The sequence below is a fragment of the Streptomyces sp. NPDC107559 genome (assembly GCF_055657365.1).
In genome coordinates, this window is sequence record NZ_JBVKBD010000026.1 from 17,356 (window position 1) to 39,216 (window position 21,861).

A 21,861-nucleotide genomic window follows, 5' to 3' on the forward strand; every position below is an offset into this window, starting at 1 on the left:
GGAAGCGTCATGTTCGGCAAACCCGTCACCGCGGGCCGTACGACCGCCGCGGCGGAGGGCGACGTGGTCGTCCTGTTGATCGGCATGCGGATCAACCACTTCTGGGCCGTGCACCACTGGGTCCCGGTGTTCCTGGCCATGCCGAGGATGCTGCGCGAGCTGCAGAAGGACCCCGGGCGCGGGCTTTTGGGGCATGTGCTGATGACGGCCTCCCCGCGGACGTACTACGTGGTCCAGTACTGGGAGTCCAAGGAGAAGCTCTACGCGTACGCCTCGTCGCCCGACATGTTCCACCACCGGGCGTGGGCGATCGTCAACCACAAGGAGAAGGCGGGCAAGCTGCGGCAGCACGTGGGGCTGTGGCACGAGACCTATGTCGTGCCCGAGGGGAGCTACGAGTCGATCTACGCGGACATGCCGGCCTTCGGACTCGCGGCCGCGCACGGGCAGCTGCCCCTGGAGAAGCGGGGGCGCCGGGCGAAGGACCGCTTCGCCCACCGGTCGAAGTCCGCGTCGAAGTCCGTGTCGAAGTCTGCGTCGAAGTCCGCGTAGGGGAGCCGCGTCGGGGCTGCCGGCGCGGGCGGCGCCGGCAGCGTGGGAGGTACGGGCGGTGCCGATGCTGAGGGTGCTGAGGGTGGTGCGGATGACGCGGGGGAAGGGCCTGCCGCGGCGTTGAGGCCGGCCCTTTCCCCGCGGACGGACGCGGGGCTCGGTCAGCCGGTGCGGCGCAGGGCCTCGGAGAGGCGGCCCGCCGCGTCGATGACCGCCTGGGCGTGCATGCGCCCCGGGTGGCGCGACAGCCGCTCGATGGGGCCGGACACGGACACGGCGGCCACCACGCGGTTGGACGGGCCGCGCACGGGCGCGGAGACGGACGCGACGCCCGGCTCGCGCTCGCCGATGGACTGGGCCCAGCCCCGGCGGCGGACACCCGAGAGCGCCGTGGCCGTGAAGCGGGCGCCCTGGAGGCCGCGGTGCAGCCGCTCCGGCTCCTCCCAGGCCATGAGGATCTGCGCCGAGGAACCGGCCTTCATGGTGAGGGTGGAACCGACCGGGACCGTGTCTCGCAGGCCGGACAGGCGTTCCGCGGCGGCGACGCAGATGCGCATGTCGCCCTGCCGGCGGTAGAGCTGCGCGCTCTCGCCCGTGATGTCGCGCAGGTGTGTGAGCACCGGGCCGGCGGTCGCGAGGAGGCGGTCCTCGCCGGCGGCCGCGGCCAGCTCGGCGAGGCGCGGTCCGAGGATGAACCGGCCTTGCATGTCGCGTGCCACCATGCGGTGGTGTTCCAGGGCCACGGCCAGACGGTGGGCCGTGGGTCGTGCCAGTCCGGTGGCCGCCACCAAGCCCGCGAGGGTGGCCGGACCGGACTCCAGAGCGCTCAGGACAAGGGCTGCCTTGTCCAGAACGCCGACGCCGCTACTGTTGTCCATGAAACGATACTCGCGTCTCACTCTGTGAAACGCAAGTTCATTTTTCGATGGAACGCGCCACTCTTGATGGCACAGCGGCCCGCACATCAACGGGCCCGGCGGCGGACGCCCGGACACAGGGGCGCGGGTGGCCGCCACCTCAAGATCTCTAGTTGGGCCGGAGCACGCTTGACCGGCCGGAGGGAAAGCGATGGGTAGGACACTCGCGGAGAAGGTCTGGGACGACCACGTCGTCCGGCGCGCCGAGGGCGAGCCCGACCTCCTCTTCATCGATCTGCACCTGCTGCACGAGGTGACCAGCCCGCAGGCCTTCGACGGCCTCCGTCAGGCGGGTCGTCCGGTGCGGCGCCTCGATCTCACCATCGCCACCGAGGATCACAACACCCCGACCCTCGACATCGACAAGCCCATCGCCGACCCCGTCTCGCGCGCGCAGCTGGAGACCCTGCGCAAGAACTGCGCCGAGTTCGGCGTGCGACTGCACCCGCTGGGCGACGTCGAGCAGGGCGTGGTGCACGTCGTCGGCCCGCAGCTGGGTCTGACCCAGCCCGGCATGACGGTGGTCTGCGGCGACTCCCACACCTCCACGCACGGCGCCTTCGGCGGACTGGCGTTCGGCATCGGCACCTCCCAGGTGGAGCACGTGCTGGCCACCCAGACGCTGCCGCTGGCCCGTCCGAAGACCATGGCCATCACCGTCGACGGCGAGCTGCCCGGCGGCGTCACGGCCAAGGACCTGATCCTGGCGATCATCGCCAAGATCGGTACCGGCGGCGGCCAGGGCTACATCCTCGAGTACCGCGGCTCCGCCATCGAGAAGCTCTCGATGGAGGCCCGGATGACCATCTGCAACATGTCGATCGAGGCCGGTGCCCGCGCGGGCATGATCGCCCCCGACGAGACCACCTTCGCCTACCTCAAGGGCCGTGCCCACGCCCCCGAGGGCGAGGACTGGGACGCGGCGGTCGCGTACTGGAAGACGCTCAGGACCGACGAGGACGCGGTATTCGACGCGGAGGTCCACATCGACGCCGCCTCGCTCTCGCCGTTCGTCACCTGGGGCACCAACCCCGGCCAGGGCGCGCCGCTTTCCGCCGACGTCCCCGACCCGGCTTCGTACGAAGACGCCTCGGAGCGTCTGGCCGCCGAAAAGGCCCTGGAATACATGGGGTTGGAGGCGGGACAGGCGCTGCGCTCCATCAAGGTGGACACCGTCTTCGTAGGTTCCTGCACCAACGGCCGCATCGAGGACCTGCGGGCCGCCGCCGCGATCGTCGAGGGCCGCAAAGTCGCCGACGGCGTACGGATGCTGATCGTCCCCGGCTCCGCGCGGGTCGGCCTCCAGGCCGTCGCAGAGGGCCTGGACGTCGTCTTCAAGGAGGCCGGCGCCGAGTGGCGGCACGCGGGCTGCTCGATGTGTCTGGGCATGAACCCCGACCAGCTGGCTCCCGGTGAGCGCTCCGCGTCCACCTCCAACCGCAACTTCGAGGGCCGGCAGGGCAAGGGCGGTCGTACGCACCTGGTGTCGCCGCAGGTCGCGGCCGCGACGGCGGTCCTGGGCCACCTGGCGTCCCCCGCCGACCTGTCCGACGCCGACACCCGTACGCCCGCTGGAGTCTGAGAGCCATGGAAGCATTCACCACGCACACCGGCCGGGCGGTCCCGCTGCGCCGCAGCAACGTCGACACCGACCAGATCATCCCTGCTCACTGGCTCAAGAAGGTGACCCGGGACGGTTTCGAGGACGGGCTGTTCGAGGCCTGGCGCAAGGACGCCTCCTTCGTCCTCAACCAGCCCGAGCGCCAGGGCGCAACCGTGCTGGTCGCGGGCCCGGACTTCGGTACCGGCTCCTCCCGCGAGCACGCCGTCTGGGCGTTGCAGAACTACGGCTTCAAGGCCGTGATCTCCTCCCGCTTCGCCGACATCTTCCGCGGCAACTCGCTGAAGAACGGCCTGCTCACCGTGGTGCTGGAGCAGAAGACCGTGGACGCGCTGCAGGAACTCACCGAGCGTGACCCGCAGGCCGAGATCACGGTCGACCTGGAGGCCCGCGAGGTGCGCGCCGAAGGCGTCACCGCCTCCTTCGAGCTGGACGAGAACTCCCGCTGGCGGCTGCTGAACGGGCTGGACGACATCTCCATCACCCTCCAGAACGAGGCCGACATCGCCGTGTACGAGAGCAAGCGCCCCTCGTACAAGCCGCGCACGCTCCAGGTCTGACCCGCAGACCCGAGGCCCGACCCGAAGATCCGAACAGGTCGAGTTTCGGCCACGCGACACCCCGCCTGTACCCCCGATCGCCACGATTGGGGGTACAGCCATGTCTGCACCCGAACGGCCCTGAAGCGGCCCGCCGGATCCCTCAACTTGCCACGTTACGCAGGTCGTTGGCGGGGTACCCGCCAGTTGCGACCGGAACCGCCGCCGGTGTCCGGGAAGCCGTTCACGACGGCAGTTGCCCCCTGCGCAGGCGACAACTCGCCCCAGATGGCACAATCTGTGCATGGAACGCGACGGCCAACTCGAGCTCTATGCGGCAGTCGCGGACCAGCTGAAGGAAGCGCACGCAAGGGTGCGCTCACTGCAAGTCCCGGAGGGCGTACGGATGGCGCTGACCCGGAAGCTGCTGGTCATTACGGCCGCGGCCAAGCACGATCTCGCCAACGCGACAAGGCGTCTGGAGCGGTTCATGGAGGACCTCGACGAGGGCCGATTCCCTGAAGAGGAACGCTGAACACGTCCGGGACAGCCGACTTCGTTGCGGCACAAGGGTGATTAGCCCGTTTCGTGTTTGATTTGCGGTATATATCTGCCTAACGTGCGAAAAGGCTTGAACACTTTCGTTCTGGCAATGTCTCCGAAGGGGAAGACGTGAACAAGGCGCAGCTCGTAGAAGCGATTGCCGACAAGATGGGCGGCCGCCAGCAGGCCGCCGAGGCCGTCGATGCGGTCCTGGACGCCATCGTCCGCGCGGTCGTCGGCGGAGACCGGGTTTCGGTCACCGGGTTCGGTTCGTTCGAGAAGGTCGACCGTCCGGCCCGCTACGCGCGCAACCCCCAGACCGGAGAGCGGGTTCGGGTCAAGAAGACGTCCGTGCCGCGGTTCCGCGCGGGCCAGGGCTTCAAGGACCTGGTGAGCGGCTCGAAGAAGCTTCCGCGCGGCGGCGAGGTCGCCGTCAAGAAGGCGCCCAAGGGCAGCCTGACCGGCGGTGCTTCCGCGACGGTCAAGAAGGCCGCCGCGAAGAAGGCCACCACGAAGGCCGCCGCGGCGAAGAAGGCCACGGCGCGCAAGACGACGGCCAAGAAGGCGACGGCTGCCGTGAAGAAGACCACCGCGAAGAAGGCGACGGCCGCGCAGACCCCCGCCGCCGCCAAGAAGACCACCACGGCGAAGGCCGCCACCGCCAAGAAGGCGACGGCGAAGAAGGCCCCGGCGAAGAAGGCCGCCACCAAGGCAGCCCCCGCCAAGAAGTCCACCGCTCGCAAGACCACCGCCAAGAAGGCCGCCGTCCGCAAGTAGGGCAGGCGCAGGGCACTCACGCGCCGGGCCGGACTCCCTCTCGGAAGTCCGGCCCGCGGCGTTCGCCCGGGCCCGCTCGGCAGGGCCCGCTCAGAAGGTGTGCAGCGTCACCAGGGTGATCCGCCGGGCTTCCCCTTCGCCCTCGGTCTCCACCCGCACCCGTTGTCCCGGGCGCAACAGCCGCAGCCCGCCCGCGTCGAACGCCGCGGTGTCGAAGGGCACGGGTGTGCCGTCGTCCAGCAGCACCTGCCCGCTGCGGGTCCCGGCGTCGTACGTGTATGCGGTCGCCTGCATGACGGCAGCCTACTGCCCGGGGATCAGCAGCCGCGCGGCGACGGCGGCCGTCCGGGGGCCCACCCCCAGTGCCAGCGCCGCCCGCAGGTCCGCGCCGGTGTCCACGTCCTGCCGTACGGAATCCACCGCGTCGAGAAGCAGTTCGCTCGCGCCGGAGTCGTCATGCCGGGTCCGTGAACACGGACCGAATGCGGGCAGCAATTCCCGGCCCGGGGCCGCGGCCAGCAGTGTGGTGCCGATCGCTGCCGCGTCCGCGAGAAAAGCGCGCGGGAATTCCCCGGCCGCGTCCAGAACGCGGGCCAATTCAAACGGGCGCAGAGCCGGCAGATCGGCATTCAGGGCGGCCACCGGACAGGCGGGGGAAGCGGCGCGTACGACGGCCGCCGCATGCGCCAGGGCGGCGTTCAGACCACCTCCCGGCTCGTCGGAGACGATGCGGGCGCCCAGCGCCGCAAGCTCCCGTCCGGCCAGCTCGTCGTCCGTGACTACCGCCACATTCCGGACGGCCGGGCTGGCCAGCGCGGCCGTCACGGTGTCCTGCGCGAACGCGAGCGCGAGGCTCGGACGCAGTCCGTCGGCGGCGGTGTCCGACAGCCTGCTCTTGGCTCGCGCCAAAGACTTCAGGGGGATGACCAAGGTCCACTGCACCGGCGTTGTGCCCCTCTCTCGTCGCCGTCATTGTCACCCGGTCCACCCGGTCGCCGGGGTGGCGGGGCGTACGGTGTTCTCGACAGACCGGCGGCCCGGGGCGACACTTGTGCGGCCCCCAGCCCTGGGAGGAAGCCCCTAGAGGAAGGTGTCCGCGTGCCCCGCCGCAGAATCGGCTTCTGGTATCGCTTCGCCGCGATGCTCTGCAAACCGCCGCTGGTGGCGCTGATCAAGCGGGACTGGCGTGGAATGGAGCACATTCCGGCCGATGGTGGATTTATCACCGCGGTGAACCACAATTCACATGTCGATCCCTTCGCATACGCGCACTATCAGTACAACACCGGCCGAGTTCCGCGATTCCTGGCGAAGAGCGGCCTTTTCCGGAAGGGATTCGTCGGAGCCGCCATGCGCGGAACCGGACAGATCCCCGTGTACCGGGAGAGCACCGACGCGCTGAGCGCCTTCCGTGCCGCGATCGACGCCGTGGAGCGCGGCGAGTGCGTCGCCTTCTACCCCGAGGGCACCCTCACCCGCGACCCGGACGGCTGGCCCATGACCGCCAAGACCGGTGCCGCCCGTGTCGCCCTGCAGACCAGGTGCCCGGTGATCCCCATCGCCCAGTGGGGCGCCAACGAGCTGCTGCCGGCGTACGCGAAGAAGCCCAACATCCTTCCGCGCAAGACCCACCACGTCCTCGCGGGCCCGCCCGTGGACCTCTCCCGGTTCTACGGCGAGGAGATGACCCCGGAACTCCTGAAGGAGGCGACCGAGGTCATCATGGCCGCCATCACCCGCCTGCTGGAGGAGATCCGCGGCGAGAAGGCGCCCGAGAGGCCGTACGACCCGCGCCTGGAGCGGATCGAGCAGCGCCGCCGTACCGAGGCGCAGACGCAGTCGCAGCTCCAGGTCCGCGGCCAGGTGCGGACGCAGGAGCAGGCCAGGCAGGAAGAAGAGGGGCACAGCAAGTGAGCATGCCGGTCAAGGCGGCGGTCTTCAGCGCCGGTTCGTGGGGTACCGCCTTCGGTGCCGTGCTCGCCGACGCGGGCTGTGAGGTGACCCTGTGGGGGCGCCGCGCGGAGGTCGTGGACGCGATCAACTCCACCAGGACCAATCCCGACTACTTCCCGGGCATCGAGCTCCCGGCGAACCTGCGGGCCACCACCGACCCGGCCGAGGCCGCCGCCGGCGCCGACTACACGGTCCTGTCGATCCCGTCGCAGACCCTGCGTGCCAACCTCGCCGAGTGGGCGCCCCTGCTGGCCCCCCGCACGGTTCTCGTCTCCCTCATGAAGGGCGTCGAGCTCGGCACCACGATGCGGATGAGCCAGGTGATCGAGGACGTCGCCAAGGTCGAACGCGAACGGGTCGCCGTGGTCACCGGACCCAACCTGGCCAGGGAGATCGCCGCCCGGATGCCGGCCGCCGCCGTGGTCGCCTGCACCGACGAGGCCGTCGCCCAGCGCCTCCAGAGCGCCTGCCACACGCCCTACTTCCGCCCGTACACCAACACGGACGTCGTGGGCTGTGAGCTCGGCGGCGCGGTCAAGAACGTGATCGGCCTGGCCGTCGGCATCGCGGACGGCATGGGCCTCGGCGACAACGCCAAGGGCTCGCTGATCACCCGCGGCCTCGCCGAGACCACCCGGCTGGGGCTGGCCATGGGAGCCGACCCGCTGACCTTCTCCGGGCTCGCGGGCCTGGGCGACCTGGTGGCGACCTGCTCCTCGCCGCTGTCGCGCAACCACACCTTCGGCACCAACCTCGGCCGGGGCATGACCCTCCAGGAGACCATCGCGGTCACCCGGCAGACCGCCGAGGGCGTCAAGTCCTGCGAGTCCGTGCTCGATCTGGCCCGCAGGCACGGAGTCGACATGCCCATCACCGAGACGGTGGTCGGCATCGTGCACGAGGGCAAGCCCCCCGTGGTCGCGCTCAAGGAGCTGATGTCGCGCAGCGCGAAGGCCGAGCGACGCTGAGCGAACCCGCCCGGTCGCCGCTGTCTCACGGCACTGCCACCGGGTACTCTCAACCCGATATGAGCACCGAGAACCTCCCCCAGAGCCCCGGGCAGCCGTCCCGCAAGCCGCGTGTGGCCGTCGTGTTCGGCGGCCGCAGCTCCGAACACGGGATCTCCGTGGTCACCGCCGGCGCCGTACTGCGGGCGATCGACCGGACCAAGTACGAGGTCCTGCCGATCGGCATCACCCAGGACGGCCGTTGGGCCCTGACGGCCGACGCACCGGACCGCATGGCGATCACCGACCGCCGTACGCCCAGCGTCGACGAGCTCGCCGAGTCGAGCGAGGGCGGCGTGGTGCTCCCCGTCGACCCCGCCAACCGCGAGGTCGTCTACAGCGAGCCCGGCTCGGTGCCCAAGGCGCTCGGCGAGGTCGACGTCGTCTTCCCGGTGCTGCACGGCCCGTACGGCGAGGACGGCACCCTCCAGGGCCTGCTGGAGCTCTCCGGTGTCCCGTACGTCGGCGCGGGCGTGCTCGCCTCGGCCGTCGGCCAGGACAAGGAGTACATGAAGCGGGTGTTCACCTCGTTCGGGCTGAAGGTGGGCCCCTACGTGGTGATCCGGCCGCGCGAGTGGCAGCAGGACGAGGCGGGCGCCCGCAGGAAGATCGCCGAGTTCGCCGGCGAGCACGGCTGGCCGCTGTTCGTGAAGCCCGCCCGCGCGGGCTCGTCGATCGGCATCACCAAGGTCGACGACCCCTCCGGACTCGACGAGGCCATCGCCGAGGCCCAGCGGCACGACCCCAAGATCCTCGTCGAGGCCGCGCTGCGCGGCCGCGAGATCGAGTGCGGCGTCCTGGAGTTCGAGGACGGCCCCCGGGCCTCCGTCCCGGCCGAGATCCCGCCGCCGGACGCCCACGCGTACTACGACTTCGAGGCGAAGTACATCGACTCGACGCCGGGCCTGGTCCCGGCCCCGCTGACCGCCGAGGAGACGGCGGAGGTGCAGAAGCTCGCGGTCGACGCCTTCGAGGCGGCGTCCTGCGAGGGCCTGGTGCGGGCGGACTTCTTCCTCACGGAGGACGGCGAGTTCGTCATCAACGAGATCAACACCATGCCGGGCTTCACCCCGATCTCGATGTACCCGCAGATGTGGCAGGCGAGCGGCATCGGCTACGCGGAGCTGGTGGACCGTCTCGTCCAGGCGGCCCTGCGCCGCTCCACCGGCCTGAGGTGACCTGCCCGGAACGACCGACGGTGCCCGGCCCGGCGTATGACCGGGGCCGGGCGCGTCGTCGTACGGCGAAGGGGACTGCGAGCCCCCTGCACGGCGAGAGCCGTGGCTGGTCCGGCGTACGGCGAGGACGACGAGGCATCCGGCGTACGGCGTAGGCCGCGACCGGAGCGGTGAGGTCCGGGGCGTCCGGCCGTGCCCGGCGCCGACGACCGCCCGGGCGGGCAGCGCGGGGCGTCGTACGGCCCGCGCGGGGCTCAGTCGGCGATCCCCTCCGGGATCGCCTTCTTGACGGCGGGCGCCAGATCGACGAGCGGCCCCATGCCGTCGCCGCTCCGGTCCTTCGGAAGAATCACCTCGACATACGCCCGGCGCAGCGTCGTGGTGAACCGGACCGTCCCGCCGTCCTGCTGCTCCACCAGCCAGCCGACCCCGTTCACCTCGGCGGAGTCGGCCTCCGTATCGTCCATCTTCGCGGGCCTGGCGACACCGCAGCGCAGTATGATCGCCGGGTTCCCCCAGCCCGCGGTCAGCGCGGACGCGGGCGCGGGATCACGCCGGCCGAGACCCGCCACCTTCGACGGCAGCGCCTTGTCCAGGCTCCGGCACCACGTCGCGGTCCTCGCGTCGGCGCTGGGCACCGCCGTCGTGCCGTCGTCAGCCGCGGAGCAGCCCGCGACGGCGACGAGAAGGGCGAGCGCGGGCGGCCCGAGAACAAGGCGACGGCGGTGCTCGGTGAAGGTCACCGGCCAATCGTAGACGGGGGCTACAGATGCACCACCGGGCAGGTCAGGGTGCGGGTGATGCCGTCCACCTGCTGGACTTTGGCGACCACCATGCGACCGAGGTCGTCCACGGTGTCGGCTTGGGCGCGCACGATCACGTCATACGGTCCTGTCACGTCCTCGGCCTGGATCACCCCAGGGATCTTGCTGATCGTCTCGGCGACGGTCGACGCTTTGCCGACCTCCGTCTGGATCAGGATGTACGCCTGTACCACGGAACCTCCAGGGCGGCCACGAGGATCATGTGGGGAAAAGGAACGCCACGGTATCGCGTCGCCGCTCGCCGCGGGGAGACCTGCGGGGGCCGAGGCTCGCGCGCCGGGGTACATGCACGCAAGAAGTTGACGGTCACCTCGACCGTATCGAGGACACTGGAGACGCGCGACCGGGCTTGGACAGGGCCGGAAGGGGAGCAAGGGCAATGAAGGGCACTGTTGGTGAGCTGGGGGAGTTCGGGCTCATCAGGGAGCTCACCTCCCGTCTCACCACCACACCGGCGGTCCGGGTCGGCCCCGGCGACGACGCCGCGGTGGTCGCCGCACCCGACCGCAGGGTCGTGGCGAGCACCGACATCCTGCTGGAGGGACGGCACTTCCGCCGCGACTGGTCCACGGCCTACGACGTGGGCCGCAAGGCCGCCGCGCAGAACCTCGCCGACATCGCCGCCATGGGCGCGGTGCCGACGGCGCTGCTGCTCGGCCTGGTCGTCCCCGCGGAACTCCCCGTCGCCTGGCCGACCGAGCTGATGGACGGGCTGCGCGACGAGTGCCAGGTCGCGGGTGCCTCCGTGGTCGGCGGTGACGTCGTACGCGGCGACACGATCATGGTGTCGATCACCGCGCTCGGCGATCTGCGCAACCAGGAGCCGGTGACGCGCGCGGGCGCCCAGCCCGGCGACCTCGTCGCGGTCACCGGCTGGCTCGGCTGGTCCGCGGCCGGGTACGCGGTGCTCTCCCGCGGCTTCCGCTCGCCGCGCGCCTTCGTCGAGGCGCACCGGCGCCCCGAACCCCCGTACCACGCGGGCCCGGCCGCGGCCGGACTGGGCGCGACCGCCATGTGCGACGTGAGCGACGGACTCATCGCCGACCTCGGTCACATCGCCGAGGCCAGCAAGGTGCGTATCGACATCCGCTCCGGTGCCATCGACATCCCGACCCAGATGAACGACATCGGGCAGGCCGTCGGCGTCGACCCGATGCAGTGGGTGCTGACCGGGGGAGAGGACCACGCGATCGTGGCGACCTTCCCGCCGGACACCAAGCTGCCCGCCCGCTGGAAGGTCATCGGCGAGGTGCTCAACCCGTCGGCGCTGCCCCAGGTGACGGTCGACGGGGCGCCGTGGACCAGCAAGGGCGGCTGGGACCACTTCGGGGGCATCGAGTCGTGAGCGCGCCACCGAGAGTGCTGACGGTCGCGGGCTCCGACTCCGGCGGCGGGGCGGGGATCCAGGCAGACCTGAAGACCATGCTCGCGCTCGGCGTGCACGGCATGAGCGTGATCACCGCGGTGACCGCGCAGAACTCCCTGGGCGTGCAGGGCGCCTGGGAGCTGCCCGCACAGGCGGTACGGGCGCAGTTCCGCAGCGTCGTCGACGACATCGGCGTCCAGGCGGTGAAGACCGGCATGCTGGCCTCCGCCGAACTGGTCGAGACTGTCGCCGAGTTGCTGGCCGGCACGGACGCGCCGGTCGTCGTCGACCCGGTGGGCGTCTCCAAGCACGGCGACCCGCTGCTGGCGGACGCGGCCCTGGACTCCGTACGGACGAAGCTGCTGCCGGTCGCGACGGTCGCCACCCCGAACCTCGACGAGGTGGCGCAACTCACCGGTGTCAGGGTCGAGTCTGAGCGGCAGCTGCGTACGGCGGCGGAGGCCGTCCTGGCGTACGGGCCGCGCTGGGTGGTGATCAAGGGCGGTCATCTCGCCGGGGAGGCGGTCGACCTGCTCACCGACGGTACCGAGGAGCACTGGCTGCGCGCCGCCCGCCACGACAACCGGCACACGCACGGCACCGGGTGCACCCTCGCGTCCGCGATCGCGGCACAGCTGGCGAAGGGGCGGTCCGTGCCGGAGGCGGTGGCGGATGCCAAGGAGTACGTCACCGGGGCGATCGCGGGCGGGTTCGCGCTCGGCGCGGGTCTCGGCCCGGTCGACCACCGGTGGAACCTCACGACCCGGACCGCCCGACCACCGCGAGCCTGACGGCCGAGGGCACGGGCCCGGACGGGGTTCCGATACGGGCCCGGCGTACGGGCCCGGTGCGCAGGTCCGGACCCGGGTATGGCAAAAAGCCGACCTACCCGAGAGTAGACCGGCTTTTCACGGCGAACCAGCAGTGGCCGCGCATGATGGGGTTCCCCCCGTCCCGGACGAACCCGGGATATGGGGGATGAGCGTCAGCGCGAGACCTTGCCGGCCTTGATGCACGAGGTGCAAGCGTTCACGCGCTTCGGCGTCCCGCCGACCACGGTACGCACGCGCTGGATGTTGGGGTTCCAGCGGCGCGGCGTACGGCGGTGCGAGTGCGAGATGTTGTTGCCGAAGCCCGGCCCCTTGCCGCAGACGTCGCAGTTGGCAGCCACGGGTCACTCCAAAGACTTCAGATGCACTTACGGATGATCCCGGCGTGCCGGGATCAGGATCGAGGATCTGAGTGGCGGTGCCGGGAGGAGAGCCCGATGGGATCGGGCAACCGGAGCAGCATACAACGACTGCGCCAGTACAACGAAACTACCATGGCTGCCCGAGGGTCCGCCCCCGGCCCTCTTCCGGCGGACACCGGTCCTGGGTCTACGCTGCGTCCCAGTCCAGCAGCTCAAGGAGGCGCAGGTGCCGCAGGTGCCGCAGACATTCTTCGATGCTCTCGCGGTGCGTACCTGGTGCGGTCTCGCGTTGCAGGCGCTGGGACGCGCGCGCGAGGAGATCGACGCGATCAATGTCTACCCCGTCGCGGACGGGGACACCGGCACCAACCTGTATCTGACCGTGGAGTCGGCCGTCGCGGCGGTCGAGGCGGTGTTCCTGGGGCACGAGACTGCGTCCGCGGGACACGCGGCCGGGACCGCGACCGGCTCCGGCGCCGACGGCGACGGCGCCGCCGACGGGCAGGCCGAAGGCGCCGCCGGTGTCTACCCGGTCGCCGGGCCTGCGCTGTCGCCGTCCCTGGCCGAGGCCGCGCGCGCGATGGCGCACGGGGCCCTGATCGGGGCGCGTGGCAACTCCGGGACGATCGTCGCGCAGCTGCTGCGCGGTATGGCACAGGTCTTCGCCGCGGACGGCGAGGCCGCTCACACCGACGCGCGAGGGCTGCGGCTGGCCCTGCGGCACGCGGCCGACTCCGCCCGGCACGCCGTGGCCCACCCGGTCGAGGGCACGGTGCTGTCGGTCGCCTCCGCCGCCGCGGACGCGGCCGAGGGGGCCGAGGACGACTGCGGGACGGTCGCGCGTGCGGCCTACGAGGGAGCGCGGGCGGCGCTGGCCGCGACCCCGGGCCAGCTGGCCGTCCTGGAGCGGGCCGGAGTGGTCGACGCCGGTGGGCGCGGGCTGGTCGCGGTGCTCGGGGCACTGGTCGAGACGCTGACGGGCGAGACCCCGGCGGCCCCGGCCGTCGCCCCGGCCGACCGTGCTCCGGCCGACGCCGGCGCTCCCACCCCTGCTGCCGTGCCTGCCGCGACCGGCACTGCCACTGCCTCCGAGGCCGCCGGGGGCGACGACGTGCCGTGCGCGGACCGGTCCGAGGCCGCGGAGGACGGCGGCCCCGCCTTCGAGGTGATCTACCTGCTGGAGGCCGACGACGCTGCCGTCGCACGGCTGCGGGACCGGCTCGACGCCCTCGGGGACTCGCTAGTCGTGGTCGGCGGCGACGGACTGTGGAACGTCCACGTGCACGTCGACGACGCGGGTGCCGCCGTGGAGGCGGGCGTCGAGGCCGGACGGCCGCACCGGATCCGGATCACCCACTTCGGCGTCGGAGACGCGCACACCCGCGCCGCCGGGCGGCCGCCCCGGGAGCGGGTCCAGCGTGCCGTGGTGGCCGTCGTGCCCGGCGAGGGCCTGGCCGGGCTGTACGCCGAGTCGGGGGCCACCACCGTGCTCGCCCGGCCGGGGGAGCCGCCCGCGAGCGGCGAACTGGTCGAGGCCGTGCGCCGCGCCCACGCGCGCGAGGTCGTCCTGCTCCCGAACGACGCCGACCTGCGCCACACCGCGGCCGCGGCGGCGGAGCAGGCCAGGGCGGAGGGCATCCGGGTGGCGTTGATCCCGACCCGCTCCGCGGTCCAGGGCATCGCCGCGCTCGCCGTTCACGAGCCCGACCGCCGCTTCGACGAGGACGTCGTCGCCATGACCTCGGCGGCCGGCGCCACCCGCTACGCCGAGCTGACCGTCGCCGAACGCCAGTCCTGGACCATGGCCGGCATCTGCCAGGCGGGTGACGTCCTCGGTCTCGTCGAGGGCGACGTGGCCGTGATCGGATCGGACGTCGCGGAGATCGCCGGGACCGTGCTGGACCGGATGCTCCAGGCGGGCGGTGAACTCGTCACCATCGTCCTCGGCGACGAGGTGCCGGAGGCCGTCGCCGAGCACCTCCAGGCGCGGGTGCGGGAGGCCTACCTCGCCGTCGACACGGTCGTCTACCGAGGTGGCCGACAGGGATCGCTGCTGCTCATCGGCGTGGAGTGACCGAACGGTTGAACGGTGGGGCGGTGGATCGCCCCACCGCCCCGGCGCGGACTACTTCGCCGCCTGCTCCTCCAGGACCTGGAGGAGCTGTCCCGCCTCCGCGCACCGTGACCGTGCCGTCTCGTCCTCGTCGGCAGTCCCGTCGGGGGCGCCTTCGGCCTGCCCGTCGGCGGCGTCGACGGAGCCGGAGTACGCCGCCAGCACCGCACGCGCGCGTGCGGCCGCGTCCGCCGGACGGCCGAGGTCGGCCTCCAGCCAGCCCGCGGCGAGCTGGGCCGCCGTGCGGCTGTGCCGGGCCACGGGACCCAGCGAACCGAACACGACGACGGCCTCCGCCAGCTGGGACAGCGCCTCCTCGAACACGCCGTGGATGGACTCGTCCCCCGCGTCCTCCACCACGGAGCGGGCCAGCAGATCGCCGAACTGCCGGTGGGTGTGGCCGAGCTCGGTGACCAGCCGCACCCGCGCCTCCTCGTCGTCCGCCGCCTGCAGAGCCGTCTCGCACGCGTGCAGCGCGTCCGTCATCAGCTCCCGCGCCCGGTCCGCACCCGCCTTGTCCGCTCCCGCCCCGTCCGCTCCGGCATCGGCGCGCAGCGCGAGCCACGCGCGGGCGCGCAGGGCGCGTACCAGACCGTGCACGTTGCCGAGGGCCTGCCACAGATCGCCCGCGCGCGTGTACGCCCGGTCCGCCTCGGCGGGCAGTCCCGCGTGCCCCAGGTTCTCGGCCGCGAGATGGGCGAGCGTGGCGTGATCGTGCTGCTCGGGCCAGTGCCGGGCGATCTCGGCGGCCTGGAGCCGGCGTTCGGCCGCCGCCCGGTGCTCGCCGAGCTCGCTCAGACAGTCGCCGAGCCACCACTGCGTCTGCACGATCGCGCCGTCACCGTGCGTCTCGGCGCTCAGGTCGGGCAGCGCGGACTCCAGCACCTCGGCGGCCTCGGCCCACCGCCCCTGCCGCAGCAGGAAACCGCCGAGCAGATGCCGGGCCCAGGCGCCCAGCGACGGTCCCTGACCCGCCTCGTCGGCCCAGTGCGCCGCCTCCAGGGCGTGCTCGGCCGCCTCCTCGGCCTGCCCCCGGCCACCGACGACCTCGGCGAGCTGAAGGTGCAGCTGGGCCCGCCCGACCGCCTCCAGATGCGCCTCGCCGTGCTCCAGGGCGGCCCGCAGCGCGCGCTCCGCCTCCACGATGTCGCCCAGCTGGTGGGCCAGCGCGGCCAGCCGGGCCTCGTACTCCACCGCGAACCACGGCAGTCCGGCCGCGACGAACGCCGCGGCGGCCTTCGTGAACAGCTCCGCGGCCGTGCGGGCGTCTCCGGTGAGCGCCGCCAGCTCGGCGAGTATCGCCTGCGACTCGGCGGCCCGCGAGGCGAGCCGTACGTCGTCCCGCGTGCGCCCGCCGACGAGCGCCAGCACCTCCCGCGCGGCCGACTCGGCCGCGGCCAGGACCGGTTCCGGCGGCGGCCCGTCGCTCGCGTGCACCCGCTGCATCAGGATGCGCGCCCGGCCCATCAGCACGGACGCCGTCTGCCGTACGCCCGTGGCGTCCTGCGCGTAGAGCGCGAGCACCTCGTCGTACGGCTCCTCGACCGCGGCGGCCGCCTCGTCCGGCGCACCGGTCAGGGCGCGTACGTACGCCGCGCGCGTGCGCGCCGCCAGTGCCTCCCCGGGATCGCCCGCCTCCGCGTACAGCACGGCTGCGCGTTCGAACGGCTCGGCGCCCTCGGGGCCCGCGGCCATCGCCTCGTGGTCGGCGATCTCCGCACGGTCGCGCGCGTCCAGCTCGACGTCCCCGGCGGCCCGGGAGACCGCGGCCCACGCCTCCACGGCGTCCGGCTGCAACGCGTCCGACAGCCGTCGCGCCTCGGCCAGCAGCGCGCCGAGGTCCGCAGCCTCCGGCTGTCCGGCCGTCGGTGCCGCCACGGGCGCGCCGGCCGTCGTCGGCCGGGTGCCGCGCACCCCCAGCGGCAGCCGCTCCACCAGCGGGCGCCGTGCCATCCGGGCGCGGGCCCGGTCGCTGACGTACGACGTGCCGTTGCGCGCGTCGAAGCGCCCGGCGAGCGCCAGGGCCTCCTCGCGCGCGTGGTCCGCCAGCGCGGACGCCGTCCAGGTCCGGCCCGCCGGCCCCGGCACCCGCTCGTCCCCGAGCCCGAGCAGGGTGAGGCGGTCCATGAGCAGGGCCACCACGGCCATGAACTCCAGCCGGCTGCGCGGCTGCCCGCCGTCCGTGAAGTACGCCGGGCGCTCCGCCAGCAGCTCCAGACCGCGCGCCTCGTTGCCGGTCAGCGCGCAGAACTCCACGTGGTCCGCGTACGCGTCCCGCATGCTCTCCATGGACCGCACGAGCCGGAAGCCGCGCAGATGGTTGGCGCGCGCCTCGTCGAGGCGGCCCAGACGCAGCAGGGGCAGCAGGGAGGAGGCCAGGACGGTGTGCGGTTCGTGGGCGCAGGAGAACTCGCCGTCCAGGACCGGACCCCACAGCCGGACCGCCTCGGCGTCCCGGCCCCGCTCCGCCTCCCACCAGCCCTGACCGTGCAGCTCGCACGCGTGGCAGTCGGCCATGTCGTCCCGGTCGGCGGCCAGCCAGGCGGCGTGCGCCCGCTCGGCCCGGTCGAGATCACCGACATGCGCGGCCACGCTGAACTCAGCGCTGCGCACCGCCCGTTCGGAGTGTCCGGCCAGCCGGTAGCGGCGCTCCATCTCGCCGAGCCACTTCTCGACGGAGGCGAGCGGGATGTGCGGCTGGTCCAGCATGCCCGCCGACATCCACTTGAAGACCCAGTGCAGCGAATGGGTCTCGTACTCGTCGAAGTCCTCGGGCCGTTCGTCCCACATGCGCAGCAGCCGCGCGAAGGGGACGAACATCTTGTCCTTCTCGGAGCTGTAGTTGTACACCTTCAGCTGGTGTCCGAGCGCCTCGACCACCGCGAGCGGGATGTTCAGCCGCTCCGCCTCGACCAGCAGCTCCTCCGCGCGCGCGTTGCGGGCCGGGCCCTCCGGCTGCCCGCCGTTCTCCGCCATCGCCCGGCGCAGCGAGTCGAAGTCCGTGATACCGCTCATCGCCGGCCCTCCTCGCCGTGGGTGGCCCACTCCAGCAGGCCGATGAACGCCCGGTTCAGCAGCGCCGAGTCGGCGGGCCGCAACGGGCGCTGCGCCATCAGCAGCGCCTGTCCGTACAGGGACTCCGTGGCGGTCCCGATCAGCTCGGCGTCCCGCAGCGAACTGATGCGCCGGATGAGCGGGTTGAGGTGGTTGAGCACCAGCTTCGCCCGCGGGGCGCTGCCGCGCAGCGAACCGAGGATGCCCGCCCACAGGTCGTCGGCCTGCTCCTCGGCCTCCGCCCGCGCCTGCTCGTGCCGGGCCGCCCGGTCGTCCAGGTGCAGCGCGGGCACGGACAGCGGATGGAAGGCGCGCAGCACGACATCGCAGCCCAGCGGGTCCAGCTTCGCCCGCGCGGCCGCCAGGAAACCCGCGAGCGCCAGCTCCTCGGCCGGGTCGACGGCGTCCAGATGTGCCGTCACGGTGTCCGCGTCCAGCTCGGCGACCACCGTGCCCGGCCGCACCGACGGCAGCGCCTCGACGAGTTCGCTGTCGTACGTGTAACCGCCGTTGATCACGCCCACGCCCTGCGCGGAGGCGATCGGCGCGACCTGGCGGTACTCCTCGACGGTCCGGGTGAAGTGGACCACCGGGTGCCGCTGCGCGAACTCCTCCAGGGACAGCCGTCCGTCCGTCGTCTCGAACGGCAGCCACGGCAGCATCGTGCGCAGCATCTCGGCGTCGTGCCGGGCCAGCGCCTTCACACCCAGGTAGTGCACGGACAGGAAGGCCGCCAGCCGCTCCGGATCACCGGCCGCCAGCCCGGTCAGCCACGCCCGGATCCGCTCACCGAGCGCCTCGCGCACCGCGGCCAGCGTCTCGTCCTCGTACAGCGACTCGCGCGAGGCCGTGGGCCGCAGACTGTCCGTGTCCAGCACACAGCGCACGAAGAAGGCCCAGTCGGGCAGCAGTTGCTCGCCCCGCTCGGTCAGCAGCATGCCCTTGAGGTGGACGCGATGACCGGCCCGCTGCGCCGGACTGACCGCCGACGGCAGCACGTACGCCACCCCGCGGATCCCGGCCAGCGGCACGTCCAGGTCGACCGAGTCCAGCGGGGTGAACCCGAACAGCCCGTGACAGTGCCGGGCCAGGGCCACCCGCCGCGCGGCGGGGGACGGGTACGGCCGGTCCCACGGCGCCGGCAGATCGGTCACCGCCTCGTCGCCCACCCGCACGTCGTACGGCAGCAGCGACCCGAAGTCCCGCGCCAGCGCCAGGACGCGCGCCTCGGTCAGCCACTCCCCGGCCCCGGCCCGCGCCACCAGGTGCACGGTGGTGCCCGGCTCGGGGCGGGCCTCGTCCGGCAGCGTGCGCACGGTGTACGAACCGTCGTCGGCCGCCGTCCACTCCACCGGCGGGGCGTGCGGGGTGCGGGCGCTGCGGCTGACCACCCGGATCCGCTCGGCGACCACGAAACAGGCCAGCAGACCGATGCCGAACTGCCCGAGGAAGTCGGAGCGTGCCTCCTGGAGACCGTCGGCCCGCTTGGAGCTGCGCCCGATGGTGGCCAGCAGGTTGTGCACATCGGCCTCGGTGAGCCCGATCCCGGAGTCCTCGACCCGCAGGGCGCCGCCCTCGGCGAACAGCCGCACGCGGGCGGGGGCGTCGGGCTGCTCGGCCCGCCGGGCGGTGATCGCGTCCACCGCGTTCTGCAGCAGCTCGCGCAGGTAGACCTTGGGACTGGAGTAGAGGTGATGAGACAGCAGGTCGACCAGACCACGCAGGTCGACCTGGAACGTATGAGGTGACTGGGATGCCTGGGATGACTGTGAGGTCTGGGAGTCCATCGTCGCAGCGCCGCGGGCTGGGGGAGTCTCCATGGCGCGGGGTCGGGCGGTCCCGGTGGGGCAGTGACCGCGGGGGATGGCCGGAGCGCGTCATCCTAGAGCCCGAACAGCCCGCCTGACCAGCGGATTCCCGACACCTCTACGGCAATGTCAGTGGGGTGGTGTGCAATGGATCTCGTGCCCGCACTGCAAGAACCCCTGAAAAGGGTGCTCGGCCCCGCCACCGCGAAGGTGATGGCCGAGCACCTCGGCCTGCACACCGTCGGCGACCTGCTGCACCACTACCCGCGCAGATACGAGGAGCGCGGCCAGCTCACCCAGCTCGCCGACCTCCCCATGGACGAGCACGTCACCGTGGTGGCCCAGGTCGCCGACGCCCGGCTGATCACGTACGCCGCCCCCAAGGAGCCCCGCGGGAAGGGCCAGCGGCTGGAGGTGACCATCACGGACGGCAGCGGGCGACTCCAACTGGTCTTCTTCCGCAGCGGAGTCCACAAGCCGCACAAGGAACTGCTGCCGGGCACCCGCGCGATGTTCGCGGGTAAAGTCTCCGTCTTCAACCGTCGCGTGCAACTCATGCACCCGGCCTACGAACTGCTGCGCGGCGACGGCGACGGCGCCGAGGAGACGGTCGAGACCTGGGCCGGCGCCCTCATCCCGCTCTACCCCGCCACCGCCAAGCTGGAGTCCTGGAAGATCGGCAAGGCCGTCCAGACCGTCCTGCCCAGCGCCCAGGAGGCCCTGGACCCGCTTCCCGACTCCCTGCGCGAGGGCCGTGGCCTGGTCTCCCTCCCCGAGGCCCTGCTGAAGATCCACCGCCCGCACACCAAGGCGGACATCGCCGACGCCCGCGCCCGCCTGAAGTGGGACGAGGCCTTCGTCCTCCAGGTGGCCCTGGCCCGCCGCAGGTACGCCGACGCCCAGCTTCCCGCCGTCCCCCGCAGACCCGCCGACGACGGCCTGCTCACCGCCTTCGACGACCGGCTCCCGTTCACCCTCACCGACGGCCAGCTCAAGGTCTCCAAGGAGATCTTCGACGACCTCGCCACCGACCACCCGATGCACCGGCTGCTCCAGGGGGAGGTCGGTTCCGGGAAGACCATGGTCGCGCTGCGCGCCATGCTCGCCGTGGTCGACGCGGGCGGCCAGGCCGCGATGCTCGCGCCCACCGAGGTGCTCGCCCAGCAGCACCACCGCTCGATCACCGAGATGATGGGCGAGCTCGCCGAGGGCGGCATGCTCGGCGGCGCCGAGCGGGCCACCAAGGTGGTGCTGCTCACCGGGTCCATGGGGGCGGCCGCGCGACGGCAGGCGCTGCTCGACCTGGTCACCGGCGAGGCCGGGATCGTGATCGGCACCCATGCGCTGATCGAGGACAAGGTCCAGTTCCACGACCTCGGACTGGTCGTCGTGGACGAGCAGCACCGGTTCGGGGTCGAGCAGCGCGACGCCCTGCGCGGCCGCGGCAAACAGCCGCCGCACCTGCTCGTCATGACCGCCACGCCCATCCCGCGGACCGTCGCGATGACCGTCTTCGGCGATCTGGAGACCTCCGTCCTGGACCAGCTCCCGGCCGGCCGCTCGCCCATCGCCAGCCATGTCGTGCCGGCCGCCGAGAAACCCCACTTCCTGGCCCGCGCCTGGGAGCGGGTGCGCGAGGAGGTGGGCAACGGCCACCAGGCGTACGTCGTCTGCCCGCGCATCGGCGACGAGGAGGACGACCCCAAGGCCAAGAAGAAGAAGTCCCCCGAGGACGAGGCGGAGAAGCGGCCCCCGCTCGCCGTGCTCGACGTGGCCGCGCAGCTGGCCCGCGGGCCCCTCCAGGGGCTCACGGTGGAGGTGCTGCACGGCCGGATGGCACCGGACGACAAGGACGCCGTCATGCGCCGCTTCGCCGCCGGCGACACGGACGTCCTGGTCGCCACGACCGTGATCGAGGTCGGCGTGAACGTGCCGAACGCCACCGCCATGGTGATCATGGACGCCGACCGGTTCGGCGTCTCGCAGCTGCACCAGCTGCGCGGCCGCGTCGGCCGTGGCTCGGCCCCGGGGCTGTGTCTGCTGGTCAGCGAGATGCCGGAGGCGAGCCCGGCCCGCCAGCGGCTGAACGCGGTGGCCTCCACCCTGGACGGCTTCGAGCTCTCCCGCATCGACCTCGAACAGCGCCGCGAGGGCGACGTCCTCGGCCAGGCCCAGTCCGGCGTCCGCTCCAGCCTGCGGGTGCTCGCCGTCATCGAGGACGAGGAGGTCATCGCCGAGGCCCGCGAGGAGGCGGTCGCGGTCGTCGCCGCCGACCCCGACCTGGAGCACCTGCCCGGACTGCGCACGGCCCTGGACGCCCTGCTGGACGACGAACGGGAGCAGTACCTGGAGAAGGGCTGAGCCACGGCCGACGGCCCCGGAGCCGGCCCGCTCACACCGGGCCCACCGCCGCGACC

20 protein-coding genes are annotated in these 21,861 nt (G+C 72.4%); 12 read left to right on the top strand and 8 right to left on the bottom strand.

The window, feature by feature from the left end; genetic code table 11:
* The first annotated feature begins 9 nt into the window (after positions 1-9).
* Complete coding sequence (locus ACZ7OY_RS40570) at positions 10-552, top strand: DUF4188 domain-containing protein (RefSeq protein WP_472250559.1); 543 nt, start codon at positions 10-12, stop codon at positions 550-552.
* A gap of 161 nt (positions 553-713) precedes the next feature.
* Here the strand turns inward: ACZ7OY_RS40570 and ndgR are convergent, their stop codons facing one another.
* The gene (gene ndgR, locus ACZ7OY_RS40575; RefSeq protein ID WP_081219617.1) at positions 714-1,430 is read right to left on the bottom strand and encodes an IclR family transcriptional regulator NdgR; all 717 of its coding nucleotides are present in this window, start codon (positions 1,428-1,430) and stop codon (positions 714-716) included.
* Between the two features lie 190 nt (positions 1,431-1,620).
* On the opposite strand from ndgR, the gene leuC reads away from it, so the two are divergent.
* The 4 genes from leuC (at position 1,621) to ACZ7OY_RS40595 (ending at position 4,949) form a co-directional block, all read left to right on the top strand.
* Positions 1,621-3,051: a 3-isopropylmalate dehydratase large subunit gene (gene leuC / locus ACZ7OY_RS40580; protein WP_472250560.1), complete on the top strand. Its 1,431-nt coding sequence runs from the start codon at positions 1,621-1,623 to the stop codon at positions 3,049-3,051.
* 5 nt (positions 3,052-3,056) lie between these two features.
* Complete coding sequence (gene leuD, locus ACZ7OY_RS40585; RefSeq protein WP_472250561.1) at positions 3,057-3,650, top strand: 3-isopropylmalate dehydratase small subunit; 594 nt, start codon at positions 3,057-3,059, stop codon at positions 3,648-3,650.
* A gap of 283 nt (positions 3,651-3,933) precedes the next feature.
* Positions 3,934-4,164: an SCO5555 family protein gene (locus tag ACZ7OY_RS40590; protein WP_351606908.1), complete on the top strand. Its 231-nt coding sequence runs from the start codon at positions 3,934-3,936 to the stop codon at positions 4,162-4,164.
* Positions 4,165-4,301: 137 nt separating this feature from the next.
* Positions 4,302-4,949 (top strand): HU family DNA-binding protein, encoded by a 648-nt coding sequence (locus ACZ7OY_RS40595; protein ID WP_472250562.1) that lies wholly within the window; start codon positions 4,302-4,304, stop codon positions 4,947-4,949.
* 90 nt (positions 4,950-5,039) lie between these two features.
* Here ACZ7OY_RS40595 and ACZ7OY_RS40600 read toward each other — a convergent pair whose 3' ends face one another.
* Both ACZ7OY_RS40600 and cofC read right to left on the bottom strand, forming a co-directional pair.
* On the bottom strand, positions 5,040-5,243 hold the full coding sequence (locus ACZ7OY_RS40600) for a hypothetical protein (protein WP_351606913.1): 204 nt from the start codon (positions 5,241-5,243) through the stop codon (positions 5,040-5,042).
* Between the two features lie 9 nt (positions 5,244-5,252).
* On the bottom strand, positions 5,253-5,891 hold the full coding sequence (gene cofC / locus ACZ7OY_RS40605; protein WP_472250563.1) for a 2-phospho-L-lactate guanylyltransferase: 639 nt from the start codon (positions 5,889-5,891) through the stop codon (positions 5,253-5,255).
* A gap of 156 nt (positions 5,892-6,047) precedes the next feature.
* Between cofC and ACZ7OY_RS40610 the strand changes: the two genes are divergently transcribed.
* Genes ACZ7OY_RS40610 through ACZ7OY_RS40620 form a run of 3 tightly spaced genes read left to right on the top strand, consistent with a single transcriptional unit; the run spans position 6,048 to position 9,087 of the window.
* Entirely contained in the window at positions 6,048-6,863 is an 816-nt protein-coding gene (locus ACZ7OY_RS40610) for a lysophospholipid acyltransferase family protein (RefSeq protein ID WP_472250564.1), read from the top strand.
* On the top strand, positions 6,860-7,870 hold the full coding sequence (locus tag ACZ7OY_RS40615) for an NAD(P)H-dependent glycerol-3-phosphate dehydrogenase (protein ID WP_351606921.1): 1,011 nt from the start codon (positions 6,860-6,862) through the stop codon (positions 7,868-7,870). The genes ACZ7OY_RS40610 and ACZ7OY_RS40615 overlap by 4 nt, the downstream gene beginning before the upstream one ends.
* A gap of 59 nt (positions 7,871-7,929) precedes the next feature.
* Positions 7,930-9,087, top strand: coding sequence for a D-alanine--D-alanine ligase family protein (locus tag ACZ7OY_RS40620; RefSeq protein ID WP_385524185.1), 1,158 nt, complete (start codon positions 7,930-7,932; stop codon positions 9,085-9,087).
* Positions 9,088-9,341: 254 nt separating this feature from the next.
* Here the strand turns inward: ACZ7OY_RS40620 and ACZ7OY_RS40625 are convergent, their stop codons facing one another.
* Entirely contained in the window at positions 9,342-9,830 is a 489-nt protein-coding gene (locus ACZ7OY_RS40625; protein WP_472250565.1) for a DUF3515 domain-containing protein, read from the bottom strand.
* A gap of 20 nt (positions 9,831-9,850) precedes the next feature.
* On the bottom strand, positions 9,851-10,084 hold the full coding sequence (locus ACZ7OY_RS40630; RefSeq protein ID WP_003997603.1) for an Lrp/AsnC family transcriptional regulator: 234 nt from the start codon (positions 10,082-10,084) through the stop codon (positions 9,851-9,853).
* Positions 10,085-10,290: 206 nt separating this feature from the next.
* On the opposite strand from ACZ7OY_RS40630, the gene ACZ7OY_RS40635 reads away from it, so the two are divergent.
* Positions 10,291-11,256 (top strand): thiamine-phosphate kinase, encoded by a 966-nt coding sequence (locus ACZ7OY_RS40635; RefSeq protein WP_152888424.1) that lies wholly within the window; start codon positions 10,291-10,293, stop codon positions 11,254-11,256.
* Positions 11,253-12,068 carry a bifunctional hydroxymethylpyrimidine kinase/phosphomethylpyrimidine kinase gene (gene thiD, locus ACZ7OY_RS40640; RefSeq protein WP_472250566.1) on the top strand — a complete coding sequence of 272 codons (816 nt, stop codon included), beginning with the start codon at positions 11,253-11,255 and terminating at the stop codon, positions 12,066-12,068. Before ACZ7OY_RS40635 ends, thiD begins: the two co-directional genes overlap by 4 nt.
* Positions 12,069-12,262: 194 nt before the next feature.
* Here the strand turns inward: thiD and rpmB are convergent, their stop codons facing one another.
* Complete coding sequence (gene rpmB, locus ACZ7OY_RS40645) at positions 12,263-12,448, bottom strand: 50S ribosomal protein L28 (RefSeq protein WP_004924906.1); 186 nt, start codon at positions 12,446-12,448, stop codon at positions 12,263-12,265.
* Between the two features lie 247 nt (positions 12,449-12,695).
* On the opposite strand from rpmB, the gene ACZ7OY_RS40650 reads away from it, so the two are divergent.
* Complete coding sequence (locus ACZ7OY_RS40650; protein ID WP_472250567.1) at positions 12,696-14,543, top strand: DAK2 domain-containing protein; 1,848 nt, start codon at positions 12,696-12,698, stop codon at positions 14,541-14,543.
* A 51-nt stretch (positions 14,544-14,594) separates the two neighbouring features.
* Here the strand turns inward: ACZ7OY_RS40650 and ACZ7OY_RS40655 are convergent, their stop codons facing one another.
* Positions 14,595-17,597, bottom strand: coding sequence for a tetratricopeptide repeat protein (locus ACZ7OY_RS40655; protein WP_472250568.1), 3,003 nt, complete (start codon positions 17,595-17,597; stop codon positions 14,595-14,597).
* Positions 17,594-19,423 carry an HSP90 family protein gene (locus ACZ7OY_RS40660; RefSeq protein ID WP_472250569.1) on the bottom strand — a complete coding sequence of 610 codons (1,830 nt, stop codon included), beginning with the start codon at positions 19,421-19,423 and terminating at the stop codon, positions 17,594-17,596. Before ACZ7OY_RS40660 ends, ACZ7OY_RS40655 begins: the two co-directional genes overlap by 4 nt.
* A 168-nt stretch (positions 19,424-19,591) precedes the next feature.
* Here ACZ7OY_RS40660 and recG point away from each other — a divergent pair, with 168 nt between their 5' ends.
* A complete protein-coding gene (gene recG / locus ACZ7OY_RS40665; RefSeq protein WP_472250570.1) occupies positions 19,592-21,805 on the top strand; it encodes an ATP-dependent DNA helicase RecG in 2,214 nt (737 codons plus the stop codon).
* Positions 21,806-21,861: the final 56 nt, after the last annotated feature.

Bases quoted from the DNA above. Each gene is read 5' to 3' on its own strand.
- leuD (WP_472250561.1), top strand. From the start codon at position 3,057: ATGGAAGCATTCACCACGCACACCGGCCGGGCGGTCCCGCTGCGCCGC.
- recG (WP_472250570.1), top strand. From the start codon at position 19,592: ATGGATCTCGTGCCCGCACTGCAAGAACCCCTGAAAAGGGTGCTCGGC.
- ACZ7OY_RS40635 (WP_152888424.1), top strand. From the start codon at position 10,291: ATGAAGGGCACTGTTGGTGAGCTGGGGGAGTTCGGGCTCATCAGGGAG.
- ACZ7OY_RS40660 (WP_472250569.1), bottom strand. From the start codon at position 19,423: ATGGACTCCCAGACCTCACAGTCATCCCAGGCATCCCAGTCACCTCAT.
- ACZ7OY_RS40655 (WP_472250568.1), bottom strand. From the start codon at position 17,597: ATGAGCGGTATCACGGACTTCGACTCGCTGCGCCGGGCGATGGCGGAG.
- ACZ7OY_RS40600 (WP_351606913.1), bottom strand. From the start codon at position 5,243: ATGCAGGCGACCGCATACACGTACGACGCCGGGACCCGCAGCGGGCAG.
- ACZ7OY_RS40570 (WP_472250559.1), top strand. From the start codon at position 10: ATGTTCGGCAAACCCGTCACCGCGGGCCGTACGACCGCCGCGGCGGAG.
- leuC (WP_472250560.1), top strand. From the start codon at position 1,621: ATGGGTAGGACACTCGCGGAGAAGGTCTGGGACGACCACGTCGTCCGG.
- ACZ7OY_RS40590 (WP_351606908.1), top strand. From the start codon at position 3,934: ATGGAACGCGACGGCCAACTCGAGCTCTATGCGGCAGTCGCGGACCAG.
- ndgR (WP_081219617.1), bottom strand. From the start codon at position 1,430: ATGGACAACAGTAGCGGCGTCGGCGTTCTGGACAAGGCAGCCCTTGTC.
- ACZ7OY_RS40620 (WP_385524185.1), top strand. From the start codon at position 7,930: ATGAGCACCGAGAACCTCCCCCAGAGCCCCGGGCAGCCGTCCCGCAAG.